The sequence below is a fragment of the Polymorphospora sp. NPDC051019 genome (assembly GCF_040683055.1).
GTDB lineage: Bacteria > Actinomycetota > Actinomycetes > Mycobacteriales > Micromonosporaceae > Polymorphospora > Polymorphospora lycopeni.
Genome location: NZ_JBFBCH010000004.1, coordinates 293,574 through 317,551 on the forward strand (window position 1 = coordinate 293,574; position 23,978 = coordinate 317,551).

Consider the following 23,978-nt stretch of genomic DNA (forward strand, 5'->3'; position numbering starts at 1 on the left):
CGATGGCCGTCGTGGGGTGGTCAGGCCGGTGCGGGGCGGCTCCAGTGGGCGGTGAGGCCGTCGTGGGCGGCGAAGCGTTCGAGGTGGTCGCCGACGACGTATTCGACGCGGGACAGGCCGGGCTCGTCGGCGCCCTCGGCGCGCAGGACCAGGGTGCCGTCCTCGGCGAGGAGGGTGCAGGTGCCGAAGCCGAAGTCGGCGAAACCGCGCTCGTCGGTCCACTCCGTGGTGATTTTGTGAGCGAAGTGCCGGCAGAGCTGGGTCAGGTATCGGCCGGGCCGGTCGGTGACGATCCGGGCTTCGGAGCTGAGCATCCGCTCTCCTCGCGCACAGTCAGTTAGGCAAGGCTAGCCTACTTTCGAATGCGTGGATCTTCCACTGTGGATCGCACGTCGCCCTTGCGTCGTCCGGTATGCTGGCCGGCGGTCTCCGCCCGGTGGCGTCGCCGACCGACGCCAGAAGTACCGGTGCGCGGGGTCGCCGCCGTAAGTGACAGGGGCGCCACGCATGGTGTGCGACCCGGCCGGGGGGCTCAGGCGGCCGACGGAAGGATCCACTTTCGTGCCCAGGACGGCCCTGCTCCGGCGCCGCGCGGTGGCGCTGTTCGCCGCAGTCCTCACCGCTACGGCGGTCCTCGTCGGCTCCCCGGGCGGCGCCGTCCTCGCCGCACCCGGCTCGCCGCCCAACGAGGGCGGCAGCAAGAACCTGCGCGACGCGCTCGAAGCGGCGTCCAAGGGGCACGTCGAGGCCAAGGCGGCCCTGGAAAACTCCCAGAAGCGCCAGCTCGAACTGACCCTGGAGCTCCAGAAGGTCGAGGCCAACCTCGCCGCGCTGACCGAAGAGGTGGCCCTGGTCGCCGCCGAGTCCTACCGCCGGGGCCGGCTGTCGGCGGTCATGATCATGGTCAACAGCGCGTCGCCCGAGGCGTTCCTGCAACGGGCCGCCGGCCTGGAGGCGATCGCGCGGCACGAGAACCGGCAGCTGGTCGCCCTGACCCAGGCCCGCGAGCAGGCCGACCGGGCCAAGGCCGCGATGGACAACGAGGTCAAGGAGCAGGAAAAGCAGCTCGCCATCATGGCCAAGAAGAAGAAGGACGCCGAGCGCGCACTGGCCGCGGTCGGCGGCGGGGCCAGCGGCGGCTACGTCAACGCGAACTCGCCGGCGGCCAAGCCCGCGCCACGCAACTCCAACGGCTCCTGGCCGAAGGAGTCGTGCACGGTCGACGACCCCACCACCTCCGGATGCATCACCCCGCGCACCCTGCACGCGATGAACGAGGCCAAGGTGGCCGGCTTCAAGCGCTACGTCTCCTGCTACCGCAGCGGCGGCAGCGGCGAGCACCCCAAGGGGCGGGCCTGTGACTTCTCCGCCGCGACCAGCGGCTTCCAGAACGTGCACGCCACCGGGGGCGACCGCACCTACGGCAACAACCTCGCCGCGTTCTACATCAAGAACGCCAGCCGGCTCGGCGTGCTCTACGTGATCTGGTACCGCCAGATCTGGATGCCCGGCACCGGCTGGAGCAACTACAACGGCGGCGGCAGTCCGGCCGGCGACCACACCAACCACGTCCATCTATCGATGATCTGACCTTCCGGTCTGACCGGAAGCGCTCAGCCGGGCTGCGTACCATCGCAGCGATGGACACCGCGACCACGGAGGCGGCCGACGAGCTGCGCCGCCCGCTCCCGAACGGCCTCGCCGCCGCGCTCGTCTTCCTGTCCAGCGGCGCCGTGCTGGTCCTGGAGACCGCCGCGCTGCGCCTGGTCGGGCCGTACGTCGGGGTGACCCTCCAGGTCACCAGCTCGGTCATCGGCATCGCGCTGGCCGCGATCGCGTACGGCACCTGGTTCGGCGGGTGGCTCGCCGACCGCCGCGACCCGCGTACCCTGCTCGCCCCCGCCCTGGTGATCTCCGCGATCACCACCGCGGTCACCCTCCCGGTCGTCCGCTACGCCGGTGAGCTGCTGCGCGGCGGCGCGGCGCCCGGGATGCTGCTGCTCGTCGCGCTGGCCGTCGTGGTGCCCGCCGCGCTGCTCTCCGCGGTCACCCCGCTGGTGGTCAAGCTGCAACTCGGCGACCTGCGGCACACCGGCCAGGTGGTCGGCAAGCTGTCCAGCATCGGCACCCTCGGCGCGATCACCGCCACCCTGGGCACCGGCTTCGTGCTGGTCGCCGTCTTCAGCAGCACCGTGATCATCCTCGGGCTCGCCGTGGTGCTCGGCGTCACCGGCCTCGTCGTCGGTGGCTACCTGCGCCGGCAGGGCGGCGTGCCGATCCCCGGCCGGACCGGCACCAAGGTGCTCGTCGCGATCGTCGGTCTGGGCGCGGTGACCGTCTCCACCGTCGCCCCCGACCCGTGCGACGTGGAGACCGAATACCACTGCGCGTCCGTCGAGGTCGACCCGGACAACTCCACCGGCCGGCTGCTGGTGCTCAACTCGGCCCACCACTCGTACGTCGACCTCGCCGACCCGACCCACCTGGAGTTCGCCTACACCCAGTGGATCGGAGCGGTCGCCGACGTGATGGCACCGCCCGGCCAGCCGCTCGACGCCGTACACCTCGGCGGCGGCGGGTTCACCGTGCCCCGCTACCTGACCGCGACCCGGCCCGGCACCGACAACATCGTCTTCGAGATCGACGGCGGGCTGGTCGAACTCGGCGAACGCGAACTCGACGTACGCCCCGGCCCCGACCTCGAACCGGTCGTCGGTGACGCCCGGATGCTGGTCACCGAGCGCCCCACCGACAGCGCCGACCTCGTCGTCGGCGACGCCTTCGGCCACCTGACCGTGCCCTGGCATTTGGCGACCCGGGAGATGGCCGCCGAGGTGCACCGGATCACCCGGCCCGGCGGCATCTACGTGATGAACGTGATCGACTACCCGCCGCTGCGCTTCATCCGCGCCCAGCTCGCCACCGTCGCCGCCGTCTTCCCGAACATCGCCGTCGTCGCCCCGCCGGCCGGGCTCGCCGGCGAAGAGGGCGCCAACTTCCTCATCGTCGCCTCCGACACCCCGCTCGACCTCGACGCCCTGCGGCACGGGCTCGACACCTCCATCGACGAGCCGGCCACCCTGCTCGCCGGCGCCGAACTCGACCGCTTCGTCGACGGCGCCCGCGTCCTCACCGACGAGTACGCCCCGGTCGACCAGCTCCTGACCGTCGGCTGACCGGGCGGCGCCGGCCGGTGCCGCTGACCGATTTCGGTTGTCGCGATTGAAATCCCTGATCCGGGGGCATCCATCCGATCATGCATGGGGTGGGGAACGAGCTGCTGGGCGGCCGCTACCGGCTGGTGGAGGAACTCGGCGCCGGCGGCATGTCGGTGGTCTGGCGCGGCTACGACGAGGTGCTCGGCCGGCAGGTGGCGATCAAGGTGCTCGCCGCCAAACTCGCCTCCGAGCGGTCGTTCCGGCACCGGCTGCGGGTGGAGGCCAAGGCCGCGGCCCGGCTGATCCACCCACACATCACCAACGTCTACGACTTCGGCGAGAACTGGACCGGCGGCGTACCCGTCCCGTACGTGGTCATGGAACTGGTCGACGGGCAGTCCCTGGAAGCCCGGCTGGGCCGGTACGGCGCGCTGCCCTGGCGGCACGCGGTCGCCGTCTGCGCCGAGGTCGCGTCCGCGCTGGCCGCGGCACACGCCCGTGGCGTCGTGCACCGCGACGTGACCCCGGGCAACGTCATGCTGACCGCCACCGGCGCCAAGGTGGTCGACTTCGGCATCTCCGCCCTCGCCGGCGAGAGCGACACCGACCCGGACGGCAAGCTGCTCGGCACCCCCGCCTACCTGGCGCCGGAGCGGCTCGACGCCGGGCAGGTCTCGACGGCCACCGACGTGTACGCCCTGGGCCTGCTGCTCTACCGCTGCCTGGCCGGCCGGCTGCCCTGGGAGGCGGACACGACCACCCAGATGCTGCGTAACCACCGGCACGCCGATCCGGCGCCGCTGCCACCCGTCGACGGGCTGCCCGACGAGGTCGCCGACCTGGTCCGGCGCTGCCTCGCCAAGACACCGGCCGACCGGCCGACCAGCGCCGAGGTCGCCCGTACGCTGGCGACCACGGTCGGGCTGGCCGGGATCGTACCGGTGTCACCGGCCCCCGTCGGGGCGGCCGGCGACGCGGACGGCAGCCTGGCCCTCGCCGGTACGACGATCCTGCCGGGCGCTGCGGCGACCGGGGTGCTGCCGGCGTCGACCGGCACGCCGGCTCCCGGTCCGGTGCGGCGCTGGTGGTCCGGGCGTACGCCGGGCGTCCGCCGTCGGGTCGGTGCCGCGATGGCCGGTGCCGCCATGCTCGCGGTCACCGGTGTCGGCTGGGCGGCCAGCACCGGCAGCCCGGCCACCGGCGACGAGCCGACGAGCCTGGCCATGGGCAACCAGCCGGCCGCGGCCTGCCAGGTCGACTACGCGCTGCGCTCGGACTCGGGCCGGGCGTTCGACGCCGAGTTGACCCTCACCAACGACGGGCGCGTCCGGCAGGGCTGGACGCTGACCTTCGCGTTGCCCGGCGACCAGACGATGGTCCACGGCGAGCCGGTGGCGTGGCGGCAGGCCGGGCAGGACGTGGTCGTCCGGCCCCCCGCCGGCACCGACGCGCTCGCGGCCGGCGCGGCGGTCAGGATCACGCTGACCGGGACGTACGCGACGGCCAACGCGCTTCCGGTGCGGTTCCACCTCGACGGCGAGCCGTGCGAGGTACGGGTCAGCGGGGTCGCCGGCCAGCAGGAGCAGGTGGGCGGTGCCGTCGCGGGCGCCAACCCGCAGGGCGCCGCCCCGCCACCGGCCACCGCCGACAGCGGCCGCACCGAGAAGGTCAGCGACCGCGGGTCCGGCAACCGCGGCAACGGAAACAACGGCAACGGCAACGGGAACGGGAACGGGAACGGGAACGGGAACGGGAACAACGGCAACAACAAGAACAAGAACAACAGCGGCCACGGTCATGACGACAGCGACGACGATGACGATGACGACTGAGCGGCGGGTGCCCGTCAGGTGGTGGCGGCGAACTGCTGGACCTGCTCGGTGGTGCCGGCCACGATGAGCACACTGCCCTCCGGGATCACGGTACTCGCCTGCGCGTAGTCGAACTCCTGTCCCGGCGTCTTGACCCCGACCACCGTCACGCCCCATCTCGTCCGTAGCCCGAGGTCCGCCAGGTTGCGCCCCACCATGTCCTCGGGGGCGCGGATCTTCGCGATCGCGAACCCGTCGTCGAACTCGATGAAGTCGAGCATCCGGCTCGTGATCAGGTGTGCCACCCGGTCGCCCATCGCCGCCTCGGGGTAGATCACGTACTGGGCGCCGACCGCTGACAGGATCTTGCCGTGCTTGGTGGAGACGGCCTTCGCCCAGATCTCCTGGACCCCGATCTCGGTCAGCGCGAGTACGGTCAGCACGCTGGCCTCGATGTCGGTGCCGATGCCGACCACGGCCCGCCCGAAATCAGGCACACCGAGCTGGCGTAGCGCCTCGTTGTCCGTCGTGTCGGCCTGCGCCACGTGCGTCAGCCGATCGGACCACTGCTGCACCAGCTTGGGGTCGTCGTCGACGCCGAGCACCTCGTGTCCGAGCCGCAGCAGGGACGCGGCGACCTGCCCGCCGAACCTGCCCAGACCCAGGACCGCGACGCCCTCCGCGGCGGTCGGCGCCCGGCCGGCGCCCTGTGCCGGGCCCAACGGCCCCTGCGGTACGCCCTGCTCGTCATCCAACAATCGGACGGTCCTCCGGGTATCGGTAGAGCCGGGTGCGGGCGTTGAGTGCGATCGCAGAGGCGACCGCGATCGTGCCGACCCGGCCGATGAACATCAGGACGATCAGGACGATTTGCGCGCTGTGCGGCAAGTTCGACGTCAGCCCGGTGGACAGCCCCACGGTAGCGAAGGCCGAGGTGACCTCGAACAGGGCTCGGTCCAGTTGCACGCCGTCGGTGAGCGCGATCAGCAGCAGCGTGCCGCCGGTGACCACGGCGACGCCGAGCAGCGCGATCGTGATCGCCTGCCGCTGGGTGGTCTCGGCGATCCGGCGCCGGCCGATCACGACGTCGGGCTCACCCCGCACCTCGGCCCAGATCACGTACGCCAGCAGGAAGAACGTGGTGATCTTGATGCCACCGGCGGTGCTGGCGCTGCCCCCGCCGATGAACATCAGCACGATCGCGACCACGGTCGTCTCCGTGTTCATCGCGTTGAAGTCCAGGCTGTTGAAGCCGCCCGCCCGGGTCGACATGTCCTGGAAGATCGCGGCGATCAGCTTCTCGTCGACGCCGAGCGGGCCCAGCGTGAGCGGATTGCTCCACTCGAAGGTGAGGAAGACCAGCAGGCCGACGACGGCGAGCACCAGCCCGCCCCACACCGTGAGCCGGGTGTGTGTCGACCAGTTGGCCGGGCGGCCGAGCCGCCGGGCGAGTTCGAACAGCACCGGAAAGCCGAGACCGCCGGCGGCCATGCCCGCGGCGAGCGGCAGGCAGATCCACCAGTCGCCGACGAAGCGGACGAAGCTGTCGCTGTAGAGGGCGAAACCAGCGTTGTTGAACGCCTGCACGGCGTGGAAGACGCCGTACCAGACGGCCCGGCCGAACGGGTAGTCGTAGTGGATCCACAGGCGTCCGGCGACGAAGACGGCGATGACCGATTCGCATACGAGCATGGTCAGCGCGATCCGGCCGAGCACCCGCCCCACGTCGCCGAGCGCGAGGCTGCTCTCCGCCCGGGCCACCAACCGGCTGCGCAACCCGAGCCGCTGCGAGACCAGCAGGCTGACCAGGGTGGCCACGGCCAGGATGCCGAAGCCGCCGAGTTGTGCCAGGACCAGGATCAGCACATGGCCGGTGTCGGACCAGTAGGTGGCCGTGTCCACGACGGTCAGGCCGGTGACCGAAACCGCCGAGGTGGCGGTGAACAGCGCGGTGACGAAGCTCGGCCCGCCCGGCCCCTCCCTGGTCACCGGCAGCAGCATCAGGACCGTACCCACGGCGATCGCGCACAGGAACGCCAGCGGCACGATCCGGGCGGGGTGCTGCAGCGGCCGGCGCATCGTGGCTGTTCATATCACGCTGAGTGGTTGGCTGATGGCGGTTCCGCGAGGCTGATCGCCAGGCGGGCCCGGACCGGGCTCCGGCCGCGGCCGGGTGAACGGTGGTGGCCGGTCCACCAGTCCCACCCGCGAGGTTCACCGGATGGACAGGTGCGGATCAATCGATGGTCGCGGCGCGCCGTTTGACTCGGGCCGCGAGTGCGCCGTACCCGCGCGCACGTGATCGCACCCGACGACGAGGAGACGGCGTTGCGACGTACCCTTTCCGCCCTTGGCCTGGCCGGCGCGCTGCTGGTGGTCGGTTCCGTGGCGGTCCCGAGTGCCCCGGCCGTGGCCGACAAGGGGACCAGGGCATCCGACCGCCCGACGGTGATCGCGCACCGGGGCGCCAGCGGCTACCGGCCGGAGCACACCCTGGAGGCCTACCGGCTGGCGATCCGGCAGGGCGCCGACTTCATCGAGCCGGACCTGGTGCCGACCAGGGACGGCGAGCTGGTCGCCCGGCACGAGAACGAGATCTCCGGTACGACCGACGTGTCGACCCGCCCCGAGTTCGCCGACCGGCGGGCCACCAAGACCATCGACGGGGTGACCGTCACCGGCTGGTTCACCGAGGACTTCACGCTGGCCGAGCTGAAGACGCTGCGGGCCAAGGAGCGGCTGCCGCTGGTCCGCCCGACGAACACCGCCTTCGACGGCCAGTTCCAGGTGCCGACCCTCCAGGAGGTCATCGACCTGGCCAAGCGGGAGGGCCGCGCCCGCAACCGCACGATCAGCATCTACCCCGAGACCAAGCACCCCACCTACTTCCAGTCGATCGGGCTGGCGCTGGAGGAACCGCTGGTCAAGGTGCTCAAGCGCAACGGGATGACCAAGCGCAAGGACCCGGTGATCATCCAGTCCTTCGAGACCGCCAACCTGCGCAAGCTCGCCCGGCTGACCGACGTACGGCTGGCCCAGCTTGTCGACGCGTCCGGTCGCCCGTACGACTTCACCGTCGCCGGTGACCCCCGCACCTACGCCGACCTGGTGACCCCGGCCGGCCTGCGCTGGATCGCGGGCTACGCCGACGGCATCGGCGCGCAGAAGAACCTGGTCCTGCCACGCGACGCCGCCGGCCGGCTGCTGCCGGCGACCAAGCTGGTCCGCGACGCGCACCGGCACGACCTGGTCGTGCACACCTGGACGTCGCGGGCGGAGAACCAGTTCCTCCCCGTCGACCTGCGCATCGGCACCGACCCGAACGCCCGGGGCGACATCTACGCCGAGTACGAACTGCTCTTCGCGGCCGGCGTCGACGGCGTCTTCACCGACCACCCGGACACCGCGGTCGCGGCCCGCGCGGCGCTGAGCTGACCCGGGCGCCACCGAGCGTCATCCACGGCCGCCGTCGGGCGGGAGCGGAAACCTCCCACCCGACGGCGGTCCGCGTTATCGTGTCGTGACCTCCAGCCCGGTTCGGTGGTGCGGATCGACACAGTACGGCCGGCCGGCGTGGCCCCGGCTGCCATCGATGGCCGTTCCGGCCGATGTCGGCCGGTCCGACCTGTCCGGGGCAGATACCTCCGTGCCGTTACTTGTGGGTTTCCGCCACATAGATCGTGGGTGACGTCACTCCCTAGCGTGGGCCGACAACGAGATTTCCCTCCGAGTCTCTTCACGTGGAGTGACAATGACCGTTAGGACGACGCGGCGGGTGTTCACCGCCGCTGCCACTGTGATGGCCGCGGCCCTGGTCGTGGCGGCGTGCGGCAGCCCTCAGGAAAGCGCGACCGGTGGCGGTGACAGCGCCGCACCCGTCAAGGTCGGCCTGGTCTACTCGCAGTCCGGTGCGCTGGCCACGTACGGCAAGCAGTACATCGAGGGCTTCCGCGCCGGCCTCGCCCACGCCACCGGCGGCACCAACAAGATCGGCGACCGGCCGGTCGAGGTCACCGAGGTCGACGACGCCGGCGACCCGACCAAGGCGGTCTCGGCCGCCAAGGACCTGATCGGCAAGGGCTACAAGATCCTCGCCGGATCGACCGCCTCCGGTGTGGCGTTGCAGGTCGCGCCGCTCGCCGCGCAGAACAAGGTGCTGTTCATCTCCGGCCCGGCCGCGACCGACGGCGCCACCGCCGTCAACAAGTACACCTTCCGGTCCGGTCGGCAGTCCTATCAGGACGTACTGACCGCCAAGTCGTTCATCGGCGACGCCGCCGGCAAGAAGGTCGTCGTCTTTGCCCAGGACAGCGCCTTCGGCAAGAGCAACGAGGAGGCCGTCAAGGCCGTCATCGGCGGTGCCGGCGCGACCGTCACCAGCGTGCTCGCCCCGGCCAGCGCCACCGACTTCACCCCGTTCGCCAGCCAGCTCACCGCGGCAAAGCCCGACCTGCTCTTCGTCGCCTGGGCCGGCACCACCGCCCCCGCCATGTGGCAGACCCTCGACCAGCAGGGCGTGCTCACCGCCACCACGGTCGTCACCGGCCTGGACATCCGGGCCTCCTGGCCGACCTTCGGCGCCGCCGGCAGCAAGATCTCGTTCCTCTCCCACTTCTTCGACGGCGCCGCCGACAACGAGGCGGCCAGGGCCGCGAAGGCCGCCGTACCCGGCGGGGTTCTCGACCTCTTCCACCCCGACGGCTTCGCCGCCGCCCAGATGATCGTCCGGGCCGTCGAGGAAGGTGGCGACGACGTCGACAAGATGGTCGCCGGCCTGGAGGGCTGGACCTTCGACAGCGTCAAGGGCAAGACGACCGTACGCGCCGAGGACCACGCCCTGCTGCAGCCGATGTTCCAGGCCACGCTCTCCGGCAGCGGCACCGACTTCACCGCGCAACTGACCAAGACCCTGGCCCCCGAAGAGGCCGCGCCGCCGGCCGTGCCGATGAAGGGCTGAGGACGGTGCCCCCCTCCGTCACACCGGCGACGCGCCAGAGCGAGGAGGGCCCCGCCACCGGGGCACTCCTCGCCACCCGGCAACTGACCTGGCGGATCGGCGAGGTAGCCATCGTCGACAACGTCGAGATCGACCTGCGGCCGGGCGAGTTCCTGGGGGTCATCGGCCCCAACGGCGCGGGCAAGACCTCGCTGTTCAACCTGATCTCCGGCCTGCGTCCGCCGACCACCGGCCAGGTGCTGCTCGGCGGGCAGGACGTCACCGCGCTGCCCCCGCACCGGCGGGCCCGCAGGGGACTCGGCCGCACCTTCCAGTCCTCGTCGGTGTTCGGGTCGCTGAGCGTACGGGAGAACGTGCGGCTCGCCGTACAGGCGCAACGGGGCGGCTCGTTCAAGCTGTGGCGGCGGGCGGCCCGGGACACCGCGGTCGCCGAGGCCGCCGACCGGGCGCTGGACCGGGTCGGGCTGGCCCACCGGGGCGAGGCGCTGGCCGGCACCCTCGCCCACGGCGAGAAACGCAAGCTGGAAATCGCCCTGCTGCTCGCCGGCGAACCGACCGTCATGCTGCTCGACGAGCCGATGGCCGGGGTCAGCGCGGAGGACGTACCGGAGCTGGTCGCGGTGATCCGCTCGCTGACCGGCGACAGCAATCGGTCCGTACTCATGGTGGAACACCACATGGACGTGATCCTCGAACTCGCCGACCGGATCGCGGTGATGCACCACGGGGCGCTGCTCGCCTGCGACACCCCCGACACCGTGATGGCAAACGCGACTGTCCAGGAGGCGTACTTGGGGGAGGCGCTATGACTCAGCCGATCCTTTCGATCAAGGACCTGTCGGTACGGATCGCCGGGCTGCACATCCTCCAAGGGGTTTCGTTCGACGTCGCCGGCAGCGGGGTGACCGTCCTGCTCGGGCGCAACGGGGTCGGCAAGACGACCACGTTGCGGGCCGTGCTCGGGCTCACCCCGCGCGGTGGCGAGGTGCGGGGCACCGTGACCATCGGCGGGCGGGACATCACCGACCAGGCCACCTACCGGGTGGTCCGGGACGGGCTCGGTTACGTGCCGGAGGACCGTGGTGTCTTCGCCGGCCTCACGATCGCCGAGAACCTGCGACTCGCCGAACGGCGGGGCAGCGCCCCCGCGTACGGCCGGGTCTTCGAACTCTTCCCCGAGCTGGACCGGCGGGCGAAGCAGCGGGCCGGATCGCTGTCCGGCGGGCAGCAGCAGATGCTGGCCATCGGCCGGATCCTGCTCAACGACAACCGGTTGTTGCTCATCGACGAGCCGACCAAGGGGCTCGCGCCGAAGGTGGTGACGGAGGTGGCCGAGGTGTTGGAACGGGTCGCCGTCGAGGTGCCGGTGCTGCTGGTGGAGCAGAACCTGGCCGTCGTACGGCGGCTCGCCCGGGACGCGGTCGTGCTGGACGCCGGCCGGGTCGCCTGGACCGGTGACGCCGGCCGGCTGCTGTCGGAGGCCGAGCTGACCAGGTCGCTGCTCGGCGTCGGGTCGTCGGGGGTGCACGCATGAGCGAGCGGAGCGAGCGAATCGGTTGGCTCAGGTTTGGTCACGGCGCCGCCGAGCGAAGCGAGGTGGCGGCGTGAGTACGGTGATCCTGCTGGCCCTGACCGGGCTGGGGCTGTCCGCCCTCTACTTCCTGGTCGCCTCCGGCCTGTCCCTGGTTTTCGGCCTGGCCGACGTGCTCAACTTCGCGCACGGGCTGTTCCTGTCCGTCGGGGCGTACGCGACCTGGTGGGCGGCCGGCAATCTGCCGGGCGCGGGTGCCGACGGCTTCGGCTTCGTGCTCGCGGTCGCGTTCGGGGTGGCGGCCGGCGTGCTGGTCGCCATGCTCGTCGAGCTGATCATGATCCGGCCGCTCTACTCCCGCACCATCGAGCAGGTGCTGGTCACCGTCGGCCTGTCACTGGCCGGCGTGGCGCTGCTCCAGGCGACCTGGGGTGCCGACCCGCGGCCGTTCCCGCGTCCGCAGTGGACGCAGGGGGTGACCTCGGTCTTCGGTGCCAAGGTGCCCAACTCCGGGCTGTTGCTGATCGTCGCCGCCGCCGTGGTGCTGGCGGCGCTGCTCGGATTCCTCCGTTACACCCGGTACGGCCTGGTCATCCGGGCCGGGGTGGAGAACCGGGAAATGGTCACCGCGCTGGGCATCGACGTGCGCAAGGCGTTCACCCTGGTCTTCGCGATCGGTGGCGCGGCGGCGGCGCTGGCCGGGGCACTCGGCGGCGTCTACTTCGGATCCGTCTCGCCCAGCCAGGGCGGGTCGCTGCTCATCTTCGCCTTCATCGTCGTGGTCATCGGTGGGATGGGCTCGGTCGTCGGCTCCGCGTACGCGGCGGTCGCCGTCGGCCTGCTCCAGCAGTTCGTCAACTACTACGGCACCTCCGGGCTCGGGGACATCTGCGTGGTCGCGCTGCTGGCGATCGTGCTGCTGCTGCGCCCGCAGGGCATCGCCGGGAAGGCGGCAACGGCGTGACGGACCTCGACACCCCCTCCAAGACGGAGTCACCGGCCACCGCCGCACCGGCCGAGCCGTCGCCGGCCCGGCGGTGGTGGACCCTGCTGCGCCCCTGGCTACCGCTCGTGGCGCTGGTCGTCTTCGTCTTCGTGCCGTACGTGACGGTCGAGATCCCGGGCGTCTTCGACGGGGCGCTGAACTCGCCCGGCACCCTGCAGCTGCTCGCCCTCTGCCTGGTGTACGGCGGGCTCGCCGCCGGCTACGACCTGCTCTACGGCCGTACCGGCATGCTGTCGTTCGGCCACGCGCTCTACTTCGCCGCCGGCGTCTACGGGACCGACATCCTGATCACCAAGGCCGGGTTGCCGCTGTGGCAGGCCGCCCCGTTCGCCCTGGTCGGCGGTGCGATCCTGGCCGCTCTGATCGGCGCGATCGCGCTGCGTACGGCCGGTATCGCCTTCGCCATGGTCACGCTCGCCTTCGCGCAGGTCGGCGCGATCCTGGTGGCCCGTGACTTCGGCGGGCTCACCGGCGGCGAGGAGGGGCTGCCGCTCGACGTCTCCGGGCTGCCGGCGTTCTTCGTCGGGGTCGCCAACACCTACACCCTCTACTGGCTGGCGCTGGCGTACCTGGCCCTGGTGGTGTTCGTCGTGCACCGGGTGGCGTCGTCGCCGACCGGGCGGGTCCTCGCCGGGTTGCGCGACGACGAGCGCCGGATCGGGGTGCTCGGGCTCGATCCCTACCGGTTCAAGCTCGTCGCCTTCACCCTGTCCGGCACCCTCGCCGCGGCCGGCGGGATCGTCTACACCCTGCTGGTCAGCGGCGCGTCACCGCACATCACCTCGTCGGAACTGACGCTGTCGCTGCTGGTCATGGTGGTGCTCGGTGGTCCGGGCACCCGGTGGGGACCGGTGATCGGCGGGATGCTCTACATGTATCTCGACCACCGGTTGACCGCGTTCGGCACCTCGTCGGCGGTCGAGGCGCTGCCCGGCTTCCTCAGCGCCCCGCTGTCGCAGCCGCTGTTCGTGCTCGGCACGGTGTTCATCCTGGCCGTCTACTTCTTCCCCGGCGGGCTGGCCAGCCTCGCCGGCCGGCTCGGCCCGCTGCGGCAGTTGGTTCCCAACCGCAAACGCTGACCTGTCGTACCGGCGTCCCGTACGGGGCGCGGTAACCACAAGTGCTGAAAAGGCTCCGGCCCGGCGGATCCCGCCGGGCCGGAGCTTTCGTGCCGTGGATCAGATCTTCACGGATCCGTTGACCTTGCTGTCCCGGATGACGGCGCCGGGCGCCTTCACCGAGCCGTTGACCTTGCTCTCCACGATCGACACCACGGTGGCGTCGGTCGCGGTGATCGAGCCGTTGAGGCTCGAGTCGAAGATGATCAGGCCGGCACCCGGAGCGACCTTGGTCGCGCCGTTGACGCTCGCACCGTCGAGGCAGGTGACGCCGGACTTGACGTCCAGGCCGCCGTTGATGCGGTTGGTGATGACCGTGGTGCAGGCCGGGTAGCTGGGCTGCGTCTGCACGTTCAGCTCTTCGAAGGCCACGACCGCCCGCGCGTTGTTCGTACGCGGGTCGTCCAGCTTGAGGACGTCGAAGCCCTTCTGGATGTCGTTCGAGTAGATGTAGCCGTTGTGGTAGTACGTCGACCAGGCCCCACCCAGGATGCGGCGGGTGTCCGAGAGCGGGCCCCGCTCCCAGTAGGCGATCTCGACCGGGTTGGCCGAGTCGGTGAAGTCGATCACCGAGATGCCGCCCTGGTACCACGCCTGGACCATGATGTCGCGACCCATCGCCGGGATCAGCGAGCCGTTGTGGGCCACGCAGTTCTCCAGCGTGCTGTTCAGCCGCGGGATCTTGTAGTAGCTCTTGAAGACCAGTTCGCGGTCGGCGCCGGAGCCGACGATGTCGTAGATCGCGTTCGCGCCCTGGTTGGTCCGGTAGCTGCTGGTGCAGATCGCGCCGCTGCCGCCGCCGAGCTCGTCGGTGAAGACCACCTTGGTGCCGGCGTTGTTGAACGTCGCCGAGTGCCAGAACGCGAAGTTCGTGTCCCGGACCTGGCTGATGATCACCGGGTTCTCCCGGTCGGAGATGTCCATGAGGACGCCGTCACCCATGCAGGCGCCGGCGGCCAGGTCCAGCTCCGGGTAGGTGGTGATGTCGTGGCAGCCGCTGGTGGAGGTGTTGCCGGCGGTGCCCGGGAACAGGACCGGGGCGGCCACGACGGAGGCGCTGGTCGGGTTGTCCAGCGGAACCTTGATGATCGAGATCTTGTCGTGCGGCGGCTTGCAGTAGAAGGCGCCGTTCGACGGGCCGTACGACTGGACGTAGACGTAGACGTCGGTTCCGGCCTTGTCCGGCGCCAGCGTCAGGGTGTGGGAGCCGCAGTCGGTCCGGACCGACTTGATGTACTGCGGGTTCGCCTTGTCGCTGATGTCGAAGATCCGGACGCCCTCCCAGGAGGTCTGCTGGGCCGCCGATCCGCTCGCGCTGTTGCAGGAGTCGTCGCTGCGCGGCGCGTCCACGGCGAGGAACAGCAGGTCGCCGAAGACCGACGGGTCGCCCTGCGATCCGGGGCAGACCACCTGGCTGACCACCTGGGGCGAGCCGGGGGTGCTCACGTCGAGGATGTTGAAGCCCTGGTAGTTGCCGGCGATGACGTAGTTGCCCTGGAAGGCCAGGTCGGTGTTGTACGCGCTCTCGGTGGCGAACCCGCCGAACTTGGGGATGTTGGCGATCAGTTCGAGGTTGGGGCTGCTGGAGATCTCGTCGACACCCGGGATGGCGTACGTGGCGGCGGCGTCGTTGACCGCCTCCTCGGTGATGCAGTACTCGGCGAAGTTGTCGCCGGCGCCCTGGAACGAGTCGCAGGCGTCCGTGCCTTCGGCCGAGTCGGTGAACCCGCTGGCGGGCGCCGCCACGACTGCGGTGAGGACGAGGGCACCCGCGGCGGCCAGGCTGACCGCCAGCCTCCGGTACCTTCGGGGGGACGTTTCTAACATGTGACACCCTTCGTCGGGGGTGAGTAGGGTGTCGGCACAATAACCTGGCCCCTGACCTGGCGATTGTGACGTGGATCACACTGGGAGTTCGATGTTGATCACGGTTTCGCAACTGTGGTGGCGGTGCGCCGGTACGAATAGCCGCAGGCCGGACCAAATGGATCATCTTCGCTGCCGCTGACCCCTCCCGTAGCAGGTCAGGAGCGCGTTACGATCCCGGCCAACCTCGGGCGGACGGCGGGAGTCAGTTGTGCTGGGTGGCGTACGGATCCGGGCGTTCGTGCTGATCGAGTTGGCCGTGCTCGCGGTGGTTGCCGCGGTGGCCGGGGTGGTCCTCTGGCTGCCCGACGACGGCCCGCGACCGGCGGCCCAGCCGAGCCCGCCGGCACCGCTCGACCTGCCCGGTCTGCCGGACGCCACCGCCCCGGTGCTGATGCCCGGGCGCCCCGGTGAGCCGGCGAAGACGGCACCGGCGAACGAGGTGACGCCGCTGGCGGCACCGTCCTACAACAACGCCGACGTGCGGTTCGTCGCGATGATGATCCCGCACCACGAGCAGGCGCTCGTGATGGCGCGGCTGGTGGCCGACCGGGGCGAGAACCCGGGGCTGAAGAGCATCGCCGAGCGGATCCTGGCCGCCCAGGATCCGGAGATCAAGACACTGGAGACCTGGCTGGCCGACCGTGGCCTGGGCCGCGACGCGGGTGGGCGGCACCGGCACAGCATGTCCGGCATGCAGTCGGCGGAGGCGCTCAGTCGCCTCACCGCCGCCCGCGGCGCCGAGTTCGACCGGCTGTTCGTCGACATGATGGCCGAACACCACCAGGGCGCGATCGACATGGCGGGCGAGGTACTGGTGCTCGGCGAAGACAACATCATCAACGAACTGGCCAGCGGTGTCGTCGTCGAGCAGAAGGCCGAGATCGGCCGGATGCGCGAGGCGCTGGCCACCACGTAGCGGCCCACGGCGCCGCACCGCGCGCGCCCTGCGCGAAGCGGGCCGGCGCGCTGTCGGCCGGCGCTGGTAGACATGTCGGGTGGACACCGGGCGTACGGCGGTACGCGAGCAGGCCGAGGCGGTGCTGCGCCGGCTCGCCGGAGACGGTGCGCGACTGCGCGACGACCAGTGGCGGGCGATCGAGGCGCTGGTGGTCGACAAGCGCCGGGTGCTGTGCGTGCAACGCACCGGCTGGGGCAAGTCGGCGGTCTACTTCGTGGCCACCGCGCTGCTGCGCGCCGCCGACGCCGGTCCCGCCGCCGGGCCGACCGTCATCGTCTCGCCGCTGCTGGCGCTGATGCGCAACCAGGTCGAGGCGGCCGCCCGGGCCGGGATCACCGCCCGCACCATCAACTCGGCCAACCTCGACGAGTGGCAGCAGGTCACCGACGAGATCAACGCCGGTGCGGTCGACGTGCTGCTGGTCAGCCCCGAACGGCTCAACAACCCGGAGTTCCGCGACTCGGTGCTGCCCCGCCTGGCGGCGACGACCGGACTGCTCGTGGTCGACGAGGCGCACTGCGTCTCCGACTGGGGGCACGACTTCCGCCCCGACTACCGTCGGTTGCGGACCTTCCTGGCCAACCTGCCGGCCGGCACCCCGGTGCTGGCCACCACGGCGACCGCGAACACCCGGGTCACCGACGACGTGGCCGAACAACTCGGTGACGCCCTGGTGCTGCGCGGCAGCCTCGACCGGGACTCGCTGCGGCTGGCCGTACTCGACCTGCCGAGCCCGGCGCACCGGCTCGGCTGGCTGGCCGACCAGCTCGACCGGCTGCCCGGCTCGGGCATCGTCTACACCCTGACCGTCGCGGCGGCCGGCGAGACGGCGGAGTTCCTGCGCTCCCGCGGCTATCCGGTGGCGGCCTACACCGGCCAGGCCGAGGACGCCGACCGCCGCGCCGCCGAGCAGGACCTGCTCGACAACAAGATCAAGGCGCTGGTGGCCACGTCGGCGCTGGGCATGGGCTTCGACAAGCCCGACCTCGGGTTCGTCGTGCACCTCGGCGCGCCACCGTCGCCGATCGCCTACTACCAGCAGGTGGGGCGGGCCGGCCGCGCCGTACGGCACGCCGAGGTGCTGCTCCTCCCGGGTGCGGAAGACCAGGCGATCTGGCGCTACTTCGCCTCGCTGGCCTTCCCGCCGCAGGAGCAGGTCCGGTCGGTGCTCGCCGCGCTGGAGCGGGCCGACCGGCCGCTGTCGACGCCGGCCCTCGAACCCATCGTCGACCTGCGCCGGGCCCGCCTGGAGTTGATGCTCAAGGTCCTCGACGTCGACGGCGCGGTCCGCCGGGTGCGCGGCGGCTGGGTCGCCACCGGCGAGCCCTGGGTCTACGACACCGCCCGGCTGGAGCGGGTCGCCGCCGCCCGCACCGCCGAGCAGCAGGCGATGCGGGAGTACGCGGCCACCACCGACTGCCGGATGGCGTTCCTGCGCCGCTGCCTCGACGATCCCGGCGCCGCGCCGTGCGGGCGCTGCGACCGGTGCGCCGGACCGCAGTTCGCCGCCGAAGTCTCGGCGCCCGCACTCGCCGCGGCACAGACGTTCCTCGGCCGGCCCGGCGTCGAGATCCCGTCGAAGAAGCTGTGGCCGACCGGCCTGGAGGCGATCGGCGTACCGCTGCGCGGCAAACTCGGCCCCGGCGAGCAGTCGGCGCCCGGCCGGGCCGTGGGGCGACTGTCCGACCTCGGATGGGGCACCCGGCTGCGGGCACTGGTCGGACCCGGTGCGGCGGACGGGCCGGTGCCCGACGACGTCTTCGGCGCGGTGGTGGAGGTGCTCAAGGACTGGGCGCACGGCGACGACCGGTGGCCGCAGCGCCCGGCCGGGGTGGTCGCGGTCGGGTCGCGGCAACGCCCCCGGCTCGTCGGCAGCCTCGCCGAGCGGGTCGCGTCGGTGGGCCGGCTGCCGCTGCTGGGCACGGTCGCCGCGACCGGGGCCGGCGCGTCGTCCGGTTCCGGTGCGCGCGGCAACAGCGCCCAACGGGTACGCGGGCTGCACGACGCCTTCGCCGTACCGGACGGGCTGGCGGCGGCCCTCGACGGACTGGCCGGCCCGGTGCTGCTCGTCGACGACCTCGTCGACTCGGGCTGGACGATGGCGATGGTGGGTCGGCTGCTCCGCCAGTCCGGGGCGCCGGCGGTCCTGCCGCTGGCGCTCGCCGTCGCGGGCTGACGACCATGCCGGCACCGTCTCGCCCGGCGGGCGGTGGGCGGATACGCCGGGAGAATACCCTCGTCCCTATGACGGAAGCCGAGACCACGCCGCCGGGCGACGAGCCGGGCCAGTACTGGTACGCCGCCGACAAGCAGGCCCTGCTCGGTCGGCTGCGCCGCATCGAGGGCCAGGTACGTGGCCTGCACCGGATGGTCGAGCAGGACACCTACTGCATCGACGTCCTCACCCAGATCTCCGCCGCGACGCGGGCCCTCCAGGCCGTCGCCGTCGGCCTGCTCGAAGGGCACATCGCCCACTGCGTGATGGACGCCGCCCAGAACGGCACCGACCCGTCCGCCAAGGTCAAAGAGGCGTCCGACGCGATCGCCCGACTCGTCCGCTCCTAGGAGGACCCGAAGATGCCCGTGACCAACACGTACACCGTTGCCGGCATGACCTGCGGGCACTGCGTGCAGGCGGTGACCGCCGAACTCACCGCGCTGCCCGGCGTATCCGACGTGCGGGTCGAGCTGCCGACCGGCACGGTGTCGGTGACCAGCGACGCCCCGCTGGCGCTCGACACGGTCCGGGCCGCCGTCGACGAGGCGGGCTACGAACTCGCCGGCGCCGGTGCCTAAGACCGCGCCGGCCCGGCCACCGGTGGCCAGGGCGGCCGCCCCGGACCCCGACCGCTCCACGGTCCGGCTCGCCCTCTTCGTCGGCGGGCTGGTCGTCATGCTCGTCGCCGGCTTCGGGCTGGGCCGGGTCGTCGGCCGGCCCGCCGGGGACTCCACCGGCGGCGCCGGCGCCCCCGGTGCCACCAGCGACCACACCCACGCACCGGGCACCGGCGACCACACCCATCCGCCCGCCGCCGGCGGCGCCCACGACCACTCGACCGGCGGCCCGGCCACCGGCCCCGACGGCGTCAGCGGCCTGTCCCTGAGCAGTGCCGGCTACACCCTGGTGCCGGCGACGACCCAACTCGGGGTCGGCTCCGCCGTCGACTTCCGGTTCACCGTGCAGGGGATCGACCGGCAGACCGTGACCACGTTCGCGATCGTGCACGACAAGCCGCTGCACATGATCGTGGTCCGCCGGGACCTGACCGGCTACCAGCACCTGCACCCGACGATGGCGCCCGACGGCACGTGGAGCGTCCCGCTCGCGCTGACCGGTCCCGGCATCTGGCGGGCGTACGCCGACTTCACCGCCGTCGACGCGGCCGGCACGCAGACCCCGGTGACCCTCGGCGTCGACCTGGTGGCCAACGGCGACTACGCGCCGACGCCGCTGCCGGCGCCGGCCCGCGAAGCGAGCGTCGACGGGTTCGTGGTGACGTACGAGGGCACGCCGCAGGTGGGTGTCTCGCGGCCGCTGCAGTTCCGGGTGTTCCGCGACGGCAGCCCGGTCGCCGGCCTGGAGCGCTACCTCGGCGCGTACGGGCACCTGGTGACGATCCGGGACGGCGACCTGGGCTACGTGCACGTGCATCCGGAGACGGAACTCGCCGGCGGGGCGATCAAGTTCTGGCTGACCGCGCCCAGCCCCGGCCGTTACCGGCTCTTCCTCGACTTCCAGGTGGCCGGTCAGGTGCACACCGCGGAGTTCACCCTCGTGGTGGGCTGACCGCCGGCCGGCGGCGACCTGCGATGACCGGTCACGATCGGCCCCGCCGGAGGCGAAGCGGCGGTGGCCGGCTCAGCCGGCCCGGCGTACCGGGCGCTGGGCGAGGTAGCGCAACATGTCGCGGATGAGTTTCTTCTCCTCGGCGGGCACCGCCGGATCGGCGAGCCGGCCGAGGATCACCTCGACGTCGGCTTCCAGCGGCGGCTCGGCCCGGACCCGGTCGGGGGACATCTCCCGGTCGGGCAGGCCGAGCGCCCGGAAGGCGGCGGACACCGGCACGTCGAGGGCGGCGCAGAAGCCACGCACCTTGGCCAGCTCGGGATAGTCCTGCCAGTCGCCGGCGAGCCACCGGAAGACCGTGGAGCGCCCGACCCCGGTGCGGGCGGCGAGGTCGGTGACGGTCCAGCCGCGCTCGTTCTTGGCATCGTCGATCGCCCGCCGTACGAAGCGGGCGAACGCCGCCTGCGGAGAGCCCCCTGACGGGGACGGCGGGGGTGCCGGCTGAGCTCGGTCAGGTATGACCACGCGGTGGCAAACCCCCTTCCGGCCAACCCGAAGCATGTCCAGTTGGAGGGTAGACCACAACAAGGGCTCGCGAGCCGGCTGATAGAGCGATTAGTCTCATCAACGGGACGTACTAGCGTGGGTCCCACCCGTGGGACCGGCGCCCGGCGTGCCGCTTCCTTCCCGGCCGGTCCGCACACGATGGCGTCTCTCCGCCCATGTGCGGTGGCGTGGAGCACCGGCGTGATGTCCCGCTGACCGGGGGGCAGCGGGACATCACATCGGCCTGCCGAATCTGTCGGACAGCATCGCCAGTCTCACCATCCGTGATTGCGCGCATCAAATAGGATCAACCGGCCGGCGGTTCGTACCCCCGACGGCAGGTCCGCTGGCCGTGTCCACGGCGGACGAGTGATCACCCCCAGGAGCGCACGATGGCCCCGCAAGACAGCCGACCGCCGCCGCCACCGCATCGCCCCGGTGCGGTCAGCCTCTTCTTCGTCTGCAAGGCAGCGGTCTTCGCCGCAGGCTTCTGGATCTGGCTGGTGGTCCTGGCGTTCGATGAGGGGGCGGCATCCGGCATGCACCTGCTCGCCGCGACCGGAGCGATCACCACCACTCTCGTCTCGGTGATCCTCGGCGTACGGATGGCCCTGCAGGCGAACGCGGCGCAACGGCACGCCGAACTCAAGCGCCTGCTGGTCGACATCTCGTGGAACGCCTTCGCCGCCGCCGGCAACGCCGAGAGCCCGGCCAACGTCGTGCCGTTCCCGACGATGGCCTACGAGGGGCTGACCTCGGTGCGGCCCCCCGGCGCCGGCGACCGCGACCGTCGGCGCTGAGCCTCGGGTCAGGTTTCGGCGAGCAGGGCCGCCAGCTTCGGGGTGAGCTGCCACGGCCCGACCAGTGCGTCGTACTCCGCGCGTAGCTCGGGGGTCGCGGACGCCCCGGTGCGGCGGGCCCGCAGCAGCAGGTTGCGCGGGGTGTGCCGGGATTCGACGAACTCGACCACCTCGACCCGGTAGCCGTTCAACCGCAGCAGCGCGGCGCGCAACGAGTCGGTGAGCACGTCGGCGAACCGCTCCCGCAGGATGCCGTGCCGGGTGAGCAGGTCGTACGGCTCCGGCGGGGGCACCTGGCGCAGTTGGGCCGCGACGTCGTGGTGGCAGCACGGCGCGGCCAGTACCCAGCGGGCCCGCCAGCGCACCGCCCGGGCCAGCGCCTCGTCGGTCGCCGTGTCGCAGGCGTGCAGGGCCAGGACCAGGTCGGGCGCCGGGTCGACGGCGGCGTCGAGGATCGTGCCGGCGACGAACTCCACCGACTCCTCACACCCCAGCATCGCCGCGAGCGTGCTGTTGCGTTCCCGCTGGTCCTCCCGTACGTCGACGCCGACCACCCGGGCGTCGATCCCGCGGGTGGTCAGATAGCGGTAGGCGGCGAAGGTCAGGTAGGCGTTGCCGCAGCCCAGGTCGACGACCCGCAGCGGCTGGGGCAGGTCACCCTCGGGCAGGGTCGCGGCCAGCGCGCGGAGGAAGGCGTCGACCTGCCGTCGTTTCGCCGCGCTGGCGCCGGTCGTGGTGAACAGCGGATCTCCCGGCGCGAGCAGGTGCTCCTTGCGCCGGTCGTGGGCGAGGACATCCGTCGGCACCGTCGCGACCGGCCGCGCCGGGCCGCCCGGCGCCGGCCCGACCGGCGCGGTGCCGGCCTCCGGTGCCGGTGCGGTGGCTGCCGGTGCGGCGGGAGCCGGCGTGGCGGCCGCCGGTGTGTTGGCCGCCGGCCCGGCGGGTGCCGCCATGGGCCGGGCGGGCACCGGGCCGGCCCGGTGCACCTGGGCGTCGCCCTTCTTGGTCACCCGGACCTGCACCGTGCCGTCGGAGGTCTCCACGTGCCAGTTGCCGAACGGCTCGGTCAGCAGGGCGTCGACCGCCGCCTCGGCCTCCGCGCCCGCCGCCACGTTGCGGGTGTACGGCCGGACGCCGTCACTGGTGACGATCTGTAGACGGGGACCGGCCTTGATCGCGACCGGGCGCAGTTCGGCGCGCACGACCGACGGGGTCTGTCCGCGCCGGCGGCCGGCGGCCACCGCCCGGGTCAGGTGCGGGGCGAGCAGGAGGGTCCGTACCTCGGCGAGCACCGCCGTCAACTCTTCGGGCATGGATCAGATCTTCCTCGACCCGCCGACCGGGAGGTCCCACAGGTCCTCGCGGGGCCGGCCGGCGGCCGCCCACTCCGTCACCGTGCGTTCCAGCGGCTCCAGCACCGGCTCGGCGGACAGCACGAACGTCCCCCAGTGCATCGGTGACATCCGCCTGGCGCCGAGGTCGAGACAGGCCCGGACCGCCTCCGGCGGGTTCATGTGCACCGGCTTCATGAACCAGTTCGGCTCGTACGCCCCGACCGGCAGCAGCGCCAGGTCGATGCCCGGATAGCGGGCCGCGATCTCGGCGAACCAGTGCCCGTAGCCGGTGTCGCCGGCGAAGTAGACCCGGGACCCGTCGCCGGCGGTGAACATCCACCCGCCCCACAGGCTGCGGTTGGTGTCGGTCAGGGTACGGCGGCTCCAGTGGTGGGCCGGCACGAAGTCGAACCGCACACCACCGATCTCGCGCGACTCCCACCAGTCGAAGTCGGTGACGTCGCCGAAGCCGCGCCGCCGGAACCAGCCGGCCAGGTTGGCGGGCACGAGGATCGGGGTGTCCTTCGGCAGCCGCCGGATGGTCGGTGCGTCGAGGTGGTCGTAGTGGTTGTGGCTGATCACCACCGCGTCGACGCGGGGGAGGGCCGCCCAGTCGAGACCGGCCGGGGTGATGCGGGGCCGTACGCCGGGAATCCGGTCCGTCCAGACCGGGTCGGTCAGCACGGTCAGCCCGCCGATCTGCACCACGTAGGTCGCGTGGCCGACCCAGGTGACCTGCACCTCGTCGGCGGTCACCGGCGGCAGTGCGGTCGACCGTTCGACCGGGATGCGCGCCACGTGGTCGGGATGGGTCATCCGCGGACCGCTCTCCCGGAACATCCGCACCATGTCGCGGAACGTGGGCAGTGGCGCGGTGAGCCGGTCGTCGAAGCGGGCCGGCCGGCGTGCGGCATCGCGGGAGCGCCGCGCCCCGTCGAGGTCCTTACGGACCCGGTGCAGGCTGAACATCGGTGTCTCCTTCGCCGCCGGCGGAGCTGCGCAGCGTGCGGCGGGCCGGCGGTTCCAGCCTATCCATCCCGGTGTGCCGAGGCCCGCCGGCGGAGATGGATCAGGGGACCGGCATGGCCGGTCCCCTGATGGTC

Annotated in this window: 21 protein-coding genes and 1 pseudogene; 15 read left to right on the forward strand and 7 right to left on the reverse strand. The window is 71.9% G+C overall.

Going from position 1 to position 23,978, the window contains the following annotated elements; all coding sequences use genetic code 11:
- Positions 1 to 20: 20 nt before the first annotated feature.
- The gene (locus AB0M79_RS10460; protein ID WP_364210624.1) at positions 21 to 314 is read right to left on the reverse strand and encodes a DUF2218 domain-containing protein; all 294 of its coding nucleotides are present in this window, start codon (positions 312 to 314) and stop codon (positions 21 to 23) included.
- A gap of 247 nt (positions 315 to 561) precedes the next feature.
- On the opposite strand from AB0M79_RS10460, the gene AB0M79_RS10465 reads away from it, so the two are divergent.
- From AB0M79_RS10465 to AB0M79_RS10475, 3 genes are all read left to right on the forward strand, one after another.
- Entirely contained in the window at positions 562 to 1,590 is a 1,029-nt protein-coding gene (locus tag AB0M79_RS10465; RefSeq protein WP_364210627.1) for a hypothetical protein, read from the forward strand.
- Positions 1,591 to 1,640: 50 nt separating this feature from the next.
- Positions 1,641 to 3,176, forward strand: a complete 1,536-nt coding sequence (locus AB0M79_RS10470; RefSeq protein ID WP_364210630.1) for a fused MFS/spermidine synthase — start codon at positions 1,641 to 1,643, stop codon at positions 3,174 to 3,176.
- 80 nt (positions 3,177 to 3,256) lie between these two features.
- Positions 3,257 to 4,990, forward strand: coding sequence for a protein kinase (locus tag AB0M79_RS10475; RefSeq protein WP_364210633.1), 1,734 nt, complete (start codon positions 3,257 to 3,259; stop codon positions 4,988 to 4,990).
- Positions 4,991 to 5,004: 14 nt separating this feature from the next.
- Here the strand turns inward: AB0M79_RS10475 and AB0M79_RS10480 are convergent, their stop codons facing one another.
- Positions 5,005 to 5,691: a TrkA family potassium uptake protein gene (locus AB0M79_RS10480; RefSeq protein ID WP_364210993.1), complete on the reverse strand. Its 687-nt coding sequence runs from the start codon at positions 5,689 to 5,691 to the stop codon at positions 5,005 to 5,007.
- Between the two features lie 25 nt (positions 5,692 to 5,716).
- Complete coding sequence (locus tag AB0M79_RS10485) at positions 5,717 to 7,048, reverse strand: potassium transporter TrkG (protein WP_364210636.1); 1,332 nt, start codon at positions 7,046 to 7,048, stop codon at positions 5,717 to 5,719.
- A gap of 219 nt (positions 7,049 to 7,267) precedes the next feature.
- Here AB0M79_RS10485 and AB0M79_RS10490 point away from each other — a divergent pair, with 219 nt between their 5' ends.
- The 6 genes from AB0M79_RS10490 (at position 7,268) to AB0M79_RS10515 (ending at position 13,542) form a co-directional block, all read left to right on the forward strand.
- Positions 7,268 to 8,404, forward strand: a complete 1,137-nt coding sequence (locus AB0M79_RS10490) for a glycerophosphodiester phosphodiesterase (RefSeq protein ID WP_364210639.1) — start codon at positions 7,268 to 7,270, stop codon at positions 8,402 to 8,404.
- A 316-nt stretch (positions 8,405 to 8,720) separates the two neighbouring features.
- Positions 8,721 to 9,926: a substrate-binding domain-containing protein gene (locus tag AB0M79_RS10495; protein WP_364210642.1), complete on the forward strand. Its 1,206-nt coding sequence runs from the start codon at positions 8,721 to 8,723 to the stop codon at positions 9,924 to 9,926.
- Positions 9,927 to 9,931: 5 nt separating this feature from the next.
- Complete coding sequence (locus tag AB0M79_RS10500; RefSeq protein WP_364210645.1) at positions 9,932 to 10,735, forward strand: ABC transporter ATP-binding protein; 804 nt, start codon at positions 9,932 to 9,934, stop codon at positions 10,733 to 10,735.
- Positions 10,732 to 11,460 (forward strand): ABC transporter ATP-binding protein, encoded by a 729-nt coding sequence (locus AB0M79_RS10505; RefSeq protein WP_364210648.1) that lies wholly within the window; start codon positions 10,732 to 10,734, stop codon positions 11,458 to 11,460. Before AB0M79_RS10500 ends, AB0M79_RS10505 begins: the two co-directional genes overlap by 4 nt.
- Before the next feature lie 70 nt (positions 11,461 to 11,530).
- Complete coding sequence (locus tag AB0M79_RS10510) at positions 11,531 to 12,421, forward strand: branched-chain amino acid ABC transporter permease (protein WP_364210651.1); 891 nt, start codon at positions 11,531 to 11,533, stop codon at positions 12,419 to 12,421.
- A complete protein-coding gene (locus tag AB0M79_RS10515; protein WP_364210654.1) occupies positions 12,418 to 13,542 on the forward strand; it encodes a branched-chain amino acid ABC transporter permease in 1,125 nt (374 codons plus the stop codon). Before AB0M79_RS10510 ends, AB0M79_RS10515 begins: the two co-directional genes overlap by 4 nt.
- Positions 13,543 to 13,920: 378 nt before the next feature.
- Here the strand turns inward: AB0M79_RS10515 and AB0M79_RS10520 are convergent.
- Positions 13,921 to 15,231 (reverse strand): annotated as a pseudogene (locus AB0M79_RS10520) (hypothetical protein); the annotation flags it as partial.
- Between the two features lie 427 nt (positions 15,232 to 15,658).
- Here AB0M79_RS10520 and AB0M79_RS10525 point away from each other — a divergent pair.
- The 5 genes from AB0M79_RS10525 to AB0M79_RS10545 all read left to right on the forward strand — a co-directional run bounded on the left by AB0M79_RS10525 (position 15,659) and on the right by AB0M79_RS10545 (position 20,195).
- Positions 15,659 to 16,366 carry a DUF305 domain-containing protein gene (locus AB0M79_RS10525; protein WP_364210657.1) on the forward strand — a complete coding sequence of 236 codons (708 nt, stop codon included), beginning with the start codon at positions 15,659 to 15,661 and terminating at the stop codon, positions 16,364 to 16,366.
- Between the two features lie 79 nt (positions 16,367 to 16,445).
- The gene (locus tag AB0M79_RS10530) at positions 16,446 to 18,584 is read left to right on the forward strand and encodes a DEAD/DEAH box helicase (protein ID WP_364210660.1); all 2,139 of its coding nucleotides are present in this window, start codon (positions 16,446 to 16,448) and stop codon (positions 18,582 to 18,584) included.
- A gap of 68 nt (positions 18,585 to 18,652) precedes the next feature.
- Complete coding sequence (locus AB0M79_RS10535; protein ID WP_364210662.1) at positions 18,653 to 18,973, forward strand: metal-sensitive transcriptional regulator; 321 nt, start codon at positions 18,653 to 18,655, stop codon at positions 18,971 to 18,973.
- A 12-nt stretch (positions 18,974 to 18,985) separates the two neighbouring features.
- A complete protein-coding gene (locus tag AB0M79_RS10540) occupies positions 18,986 to 19,204 on the forward strand; it encodes a cation transporter (protein WP_364210665.1) in 219 nt (72 codons plus the stop codon).
- Positions 19,197 to 20,195 (forward strand): hypothetical protein, encoded by a 999-nt coding sequence (locus tag AB0M79_RS10545; RefSeq protein WP_364210668.1) that lies wholly within the window; start codon positions 19,197 to 19,199, stop codon positions 20,193 to 20,195. Before AB0M79_RS10540 ends, AB0M79_RS10545 begins: the two co-directional genes overlap by 8 nt.
- A gap of 72 nt (positions 20,196 to 20,267) precedes the next feature.
- Here AB0M79_RS10545 and AB0M79_RS10550 read toward each other — a convergent pair whose 3' ends face one another.
- Positions 20,268 to 20,714, reverse strand: a complete 447-nt coding sequence (locus AB0M79_RS10550; protein ID WP_364210996.1) for a helix-turn-helix domain-containing protein — start codon at positions 20,712 to 20,714, stop codon at positions 20,268 to 20,270.
- 419 nt (positions 20,715 to 21,133) lie between these two features.
- Here AB0M79_RS10550 and AB0M79_RS10555 point away from each other — a divergent pair, with 419 nt between their 5' ends.
- Positions 21,134 to 21,541, forward strand: coding sequence for a hypothetical protein (locus AB0M79_RS10555; RefSeq protein ID WP_364210671.1), 408 nt, complete (start codon positions 21,134 to 21,136; stop codon positions 21,539 to 21,541).
- Between the two features lie 8 nt (positions 21,542 to 21,549).
- Here AB0M79_RS10555 and AB0M79_RS10560 read toward each other — a convergent pair whose 3' ends face one another.
- Together AB0M79_RS10560 and AB0M79_RS10565 are read right to left on the reverse strand one after the other, a co-directional pair.
- The gene (locus tag AB0M79_RS10560; protein WP_364210674.1) at positions 21,550 to 22,854 is read right to left on the reverse strand and encodes an SAM-dependent methyltransferase; all 1,305 of its coding nucleotides are present in this window, start codon (positions 22,852 to 22,854) and stop codon (positions 21,550 to 21,552) included.
- A 3-nt stretch (positions 22,855 to 22,857) separates the two neighbouring features.
- The gene (locus AB0M79_RS10565) at positions 22,858 to 23,844 is read right to left on the reverse strand and encodes an MBL fold metallo-hydrolase (protein WP_364210677.1); all 987 of its coding nucleotides are present in this window, start codon (positions 23,842 to 23,844) and stop codon (positions 22,858 to 22,860) included.
- Positions 23,845 to 23,978: the final 134 nt, after the last annotated feature.

What these genes read in the sequence shown, in the direction of transcription:
- AB0M79_RS10460 (WP_364210624.1), bottom strand. Translation starts at nt 314, where the DNA reads ATGCTCAGCTCCGAAGCCCGGATCGTCACCGACCGGCCCGGCCGATAC.
- AB0M79_RS10470 (WP_364210630.1), top strand. Translation starts at nt 1,641, where the DNA reads ATGGACACCGCGACCACGGAGGCGGCCGACGAGCTGCGCCGCCCGCTC.
- AB0M79_RS10475 (WP_364210633.1), top strand. Translation starts at nt 3,257, where the DNA reads ATGCATGGGGTGGGGAACGAGCTGCTGGGCGGCCGCTACCGGCTGGTG.
- AB0M79_RS10485 (WP_364210636.1), bottom strand. Translation starts at nt 7,048, where the DNA reads ATGCGCCGGCCGCTGCAGCACCCCGCCCGGATCGTGCCGCTGGCGTTC.
- AB0M79_RS10495 (WP_364210642.1), top strand. Translation starts at nt 8,721, where the DNA reads ATGACCGTTAGGACGACGCGGCGGGTGTTCACCGCCGCTGCCACTGTG.
- AB0M79_RS10505 (WP_364210648.1), top strand. Translation starts at nt 10,732, where the DNA reads ATGACTCAGCCGATCCTTTCGATCAAGGACCTGTCGGTACGGATCGCC.
- AB0M79_RS10535 (WP_364210662.1), top strand. Translation starts at nt 18,653, where the DNA reads ATGACGGAAGCCGAGACCACGCCGCCGGGCGACGAGCCGGGCCAGTAC.
- AB0M79_RS10540 (WP_364210665.1), top strand. Translation starts at nt 18,986, where the DNA reads ATGCCCGTGACCAACACGTACACCGTTGCCGGCATGACCTGCGGGCAC.
- AB0M79_RS10555 (WP_364210671.1), top strand. Translation starts at nt 21,134, where the DNA reads ATGGCCCCGCAAGACAGCCGACCGCCGCCGCCACCGCATCGCCCCGGT.
- AB0M79_RS10560 (WP_364210674.1), bottom strand. Translation starts at nt 22,854, where the DNA reads ATGCCCGAAGAGTTGACGGCGGTGCTCGCCGAGGTACGGACCCTCCTG.
- AB0M79_RS10565 (WP_364210677.1), bottom strand. Translation starts at nt 23,844, where the DNA reads ATGTTCAGCCTGCACCGGGTCCGTAAGGACCTCGACGGGGCGCGGCGC.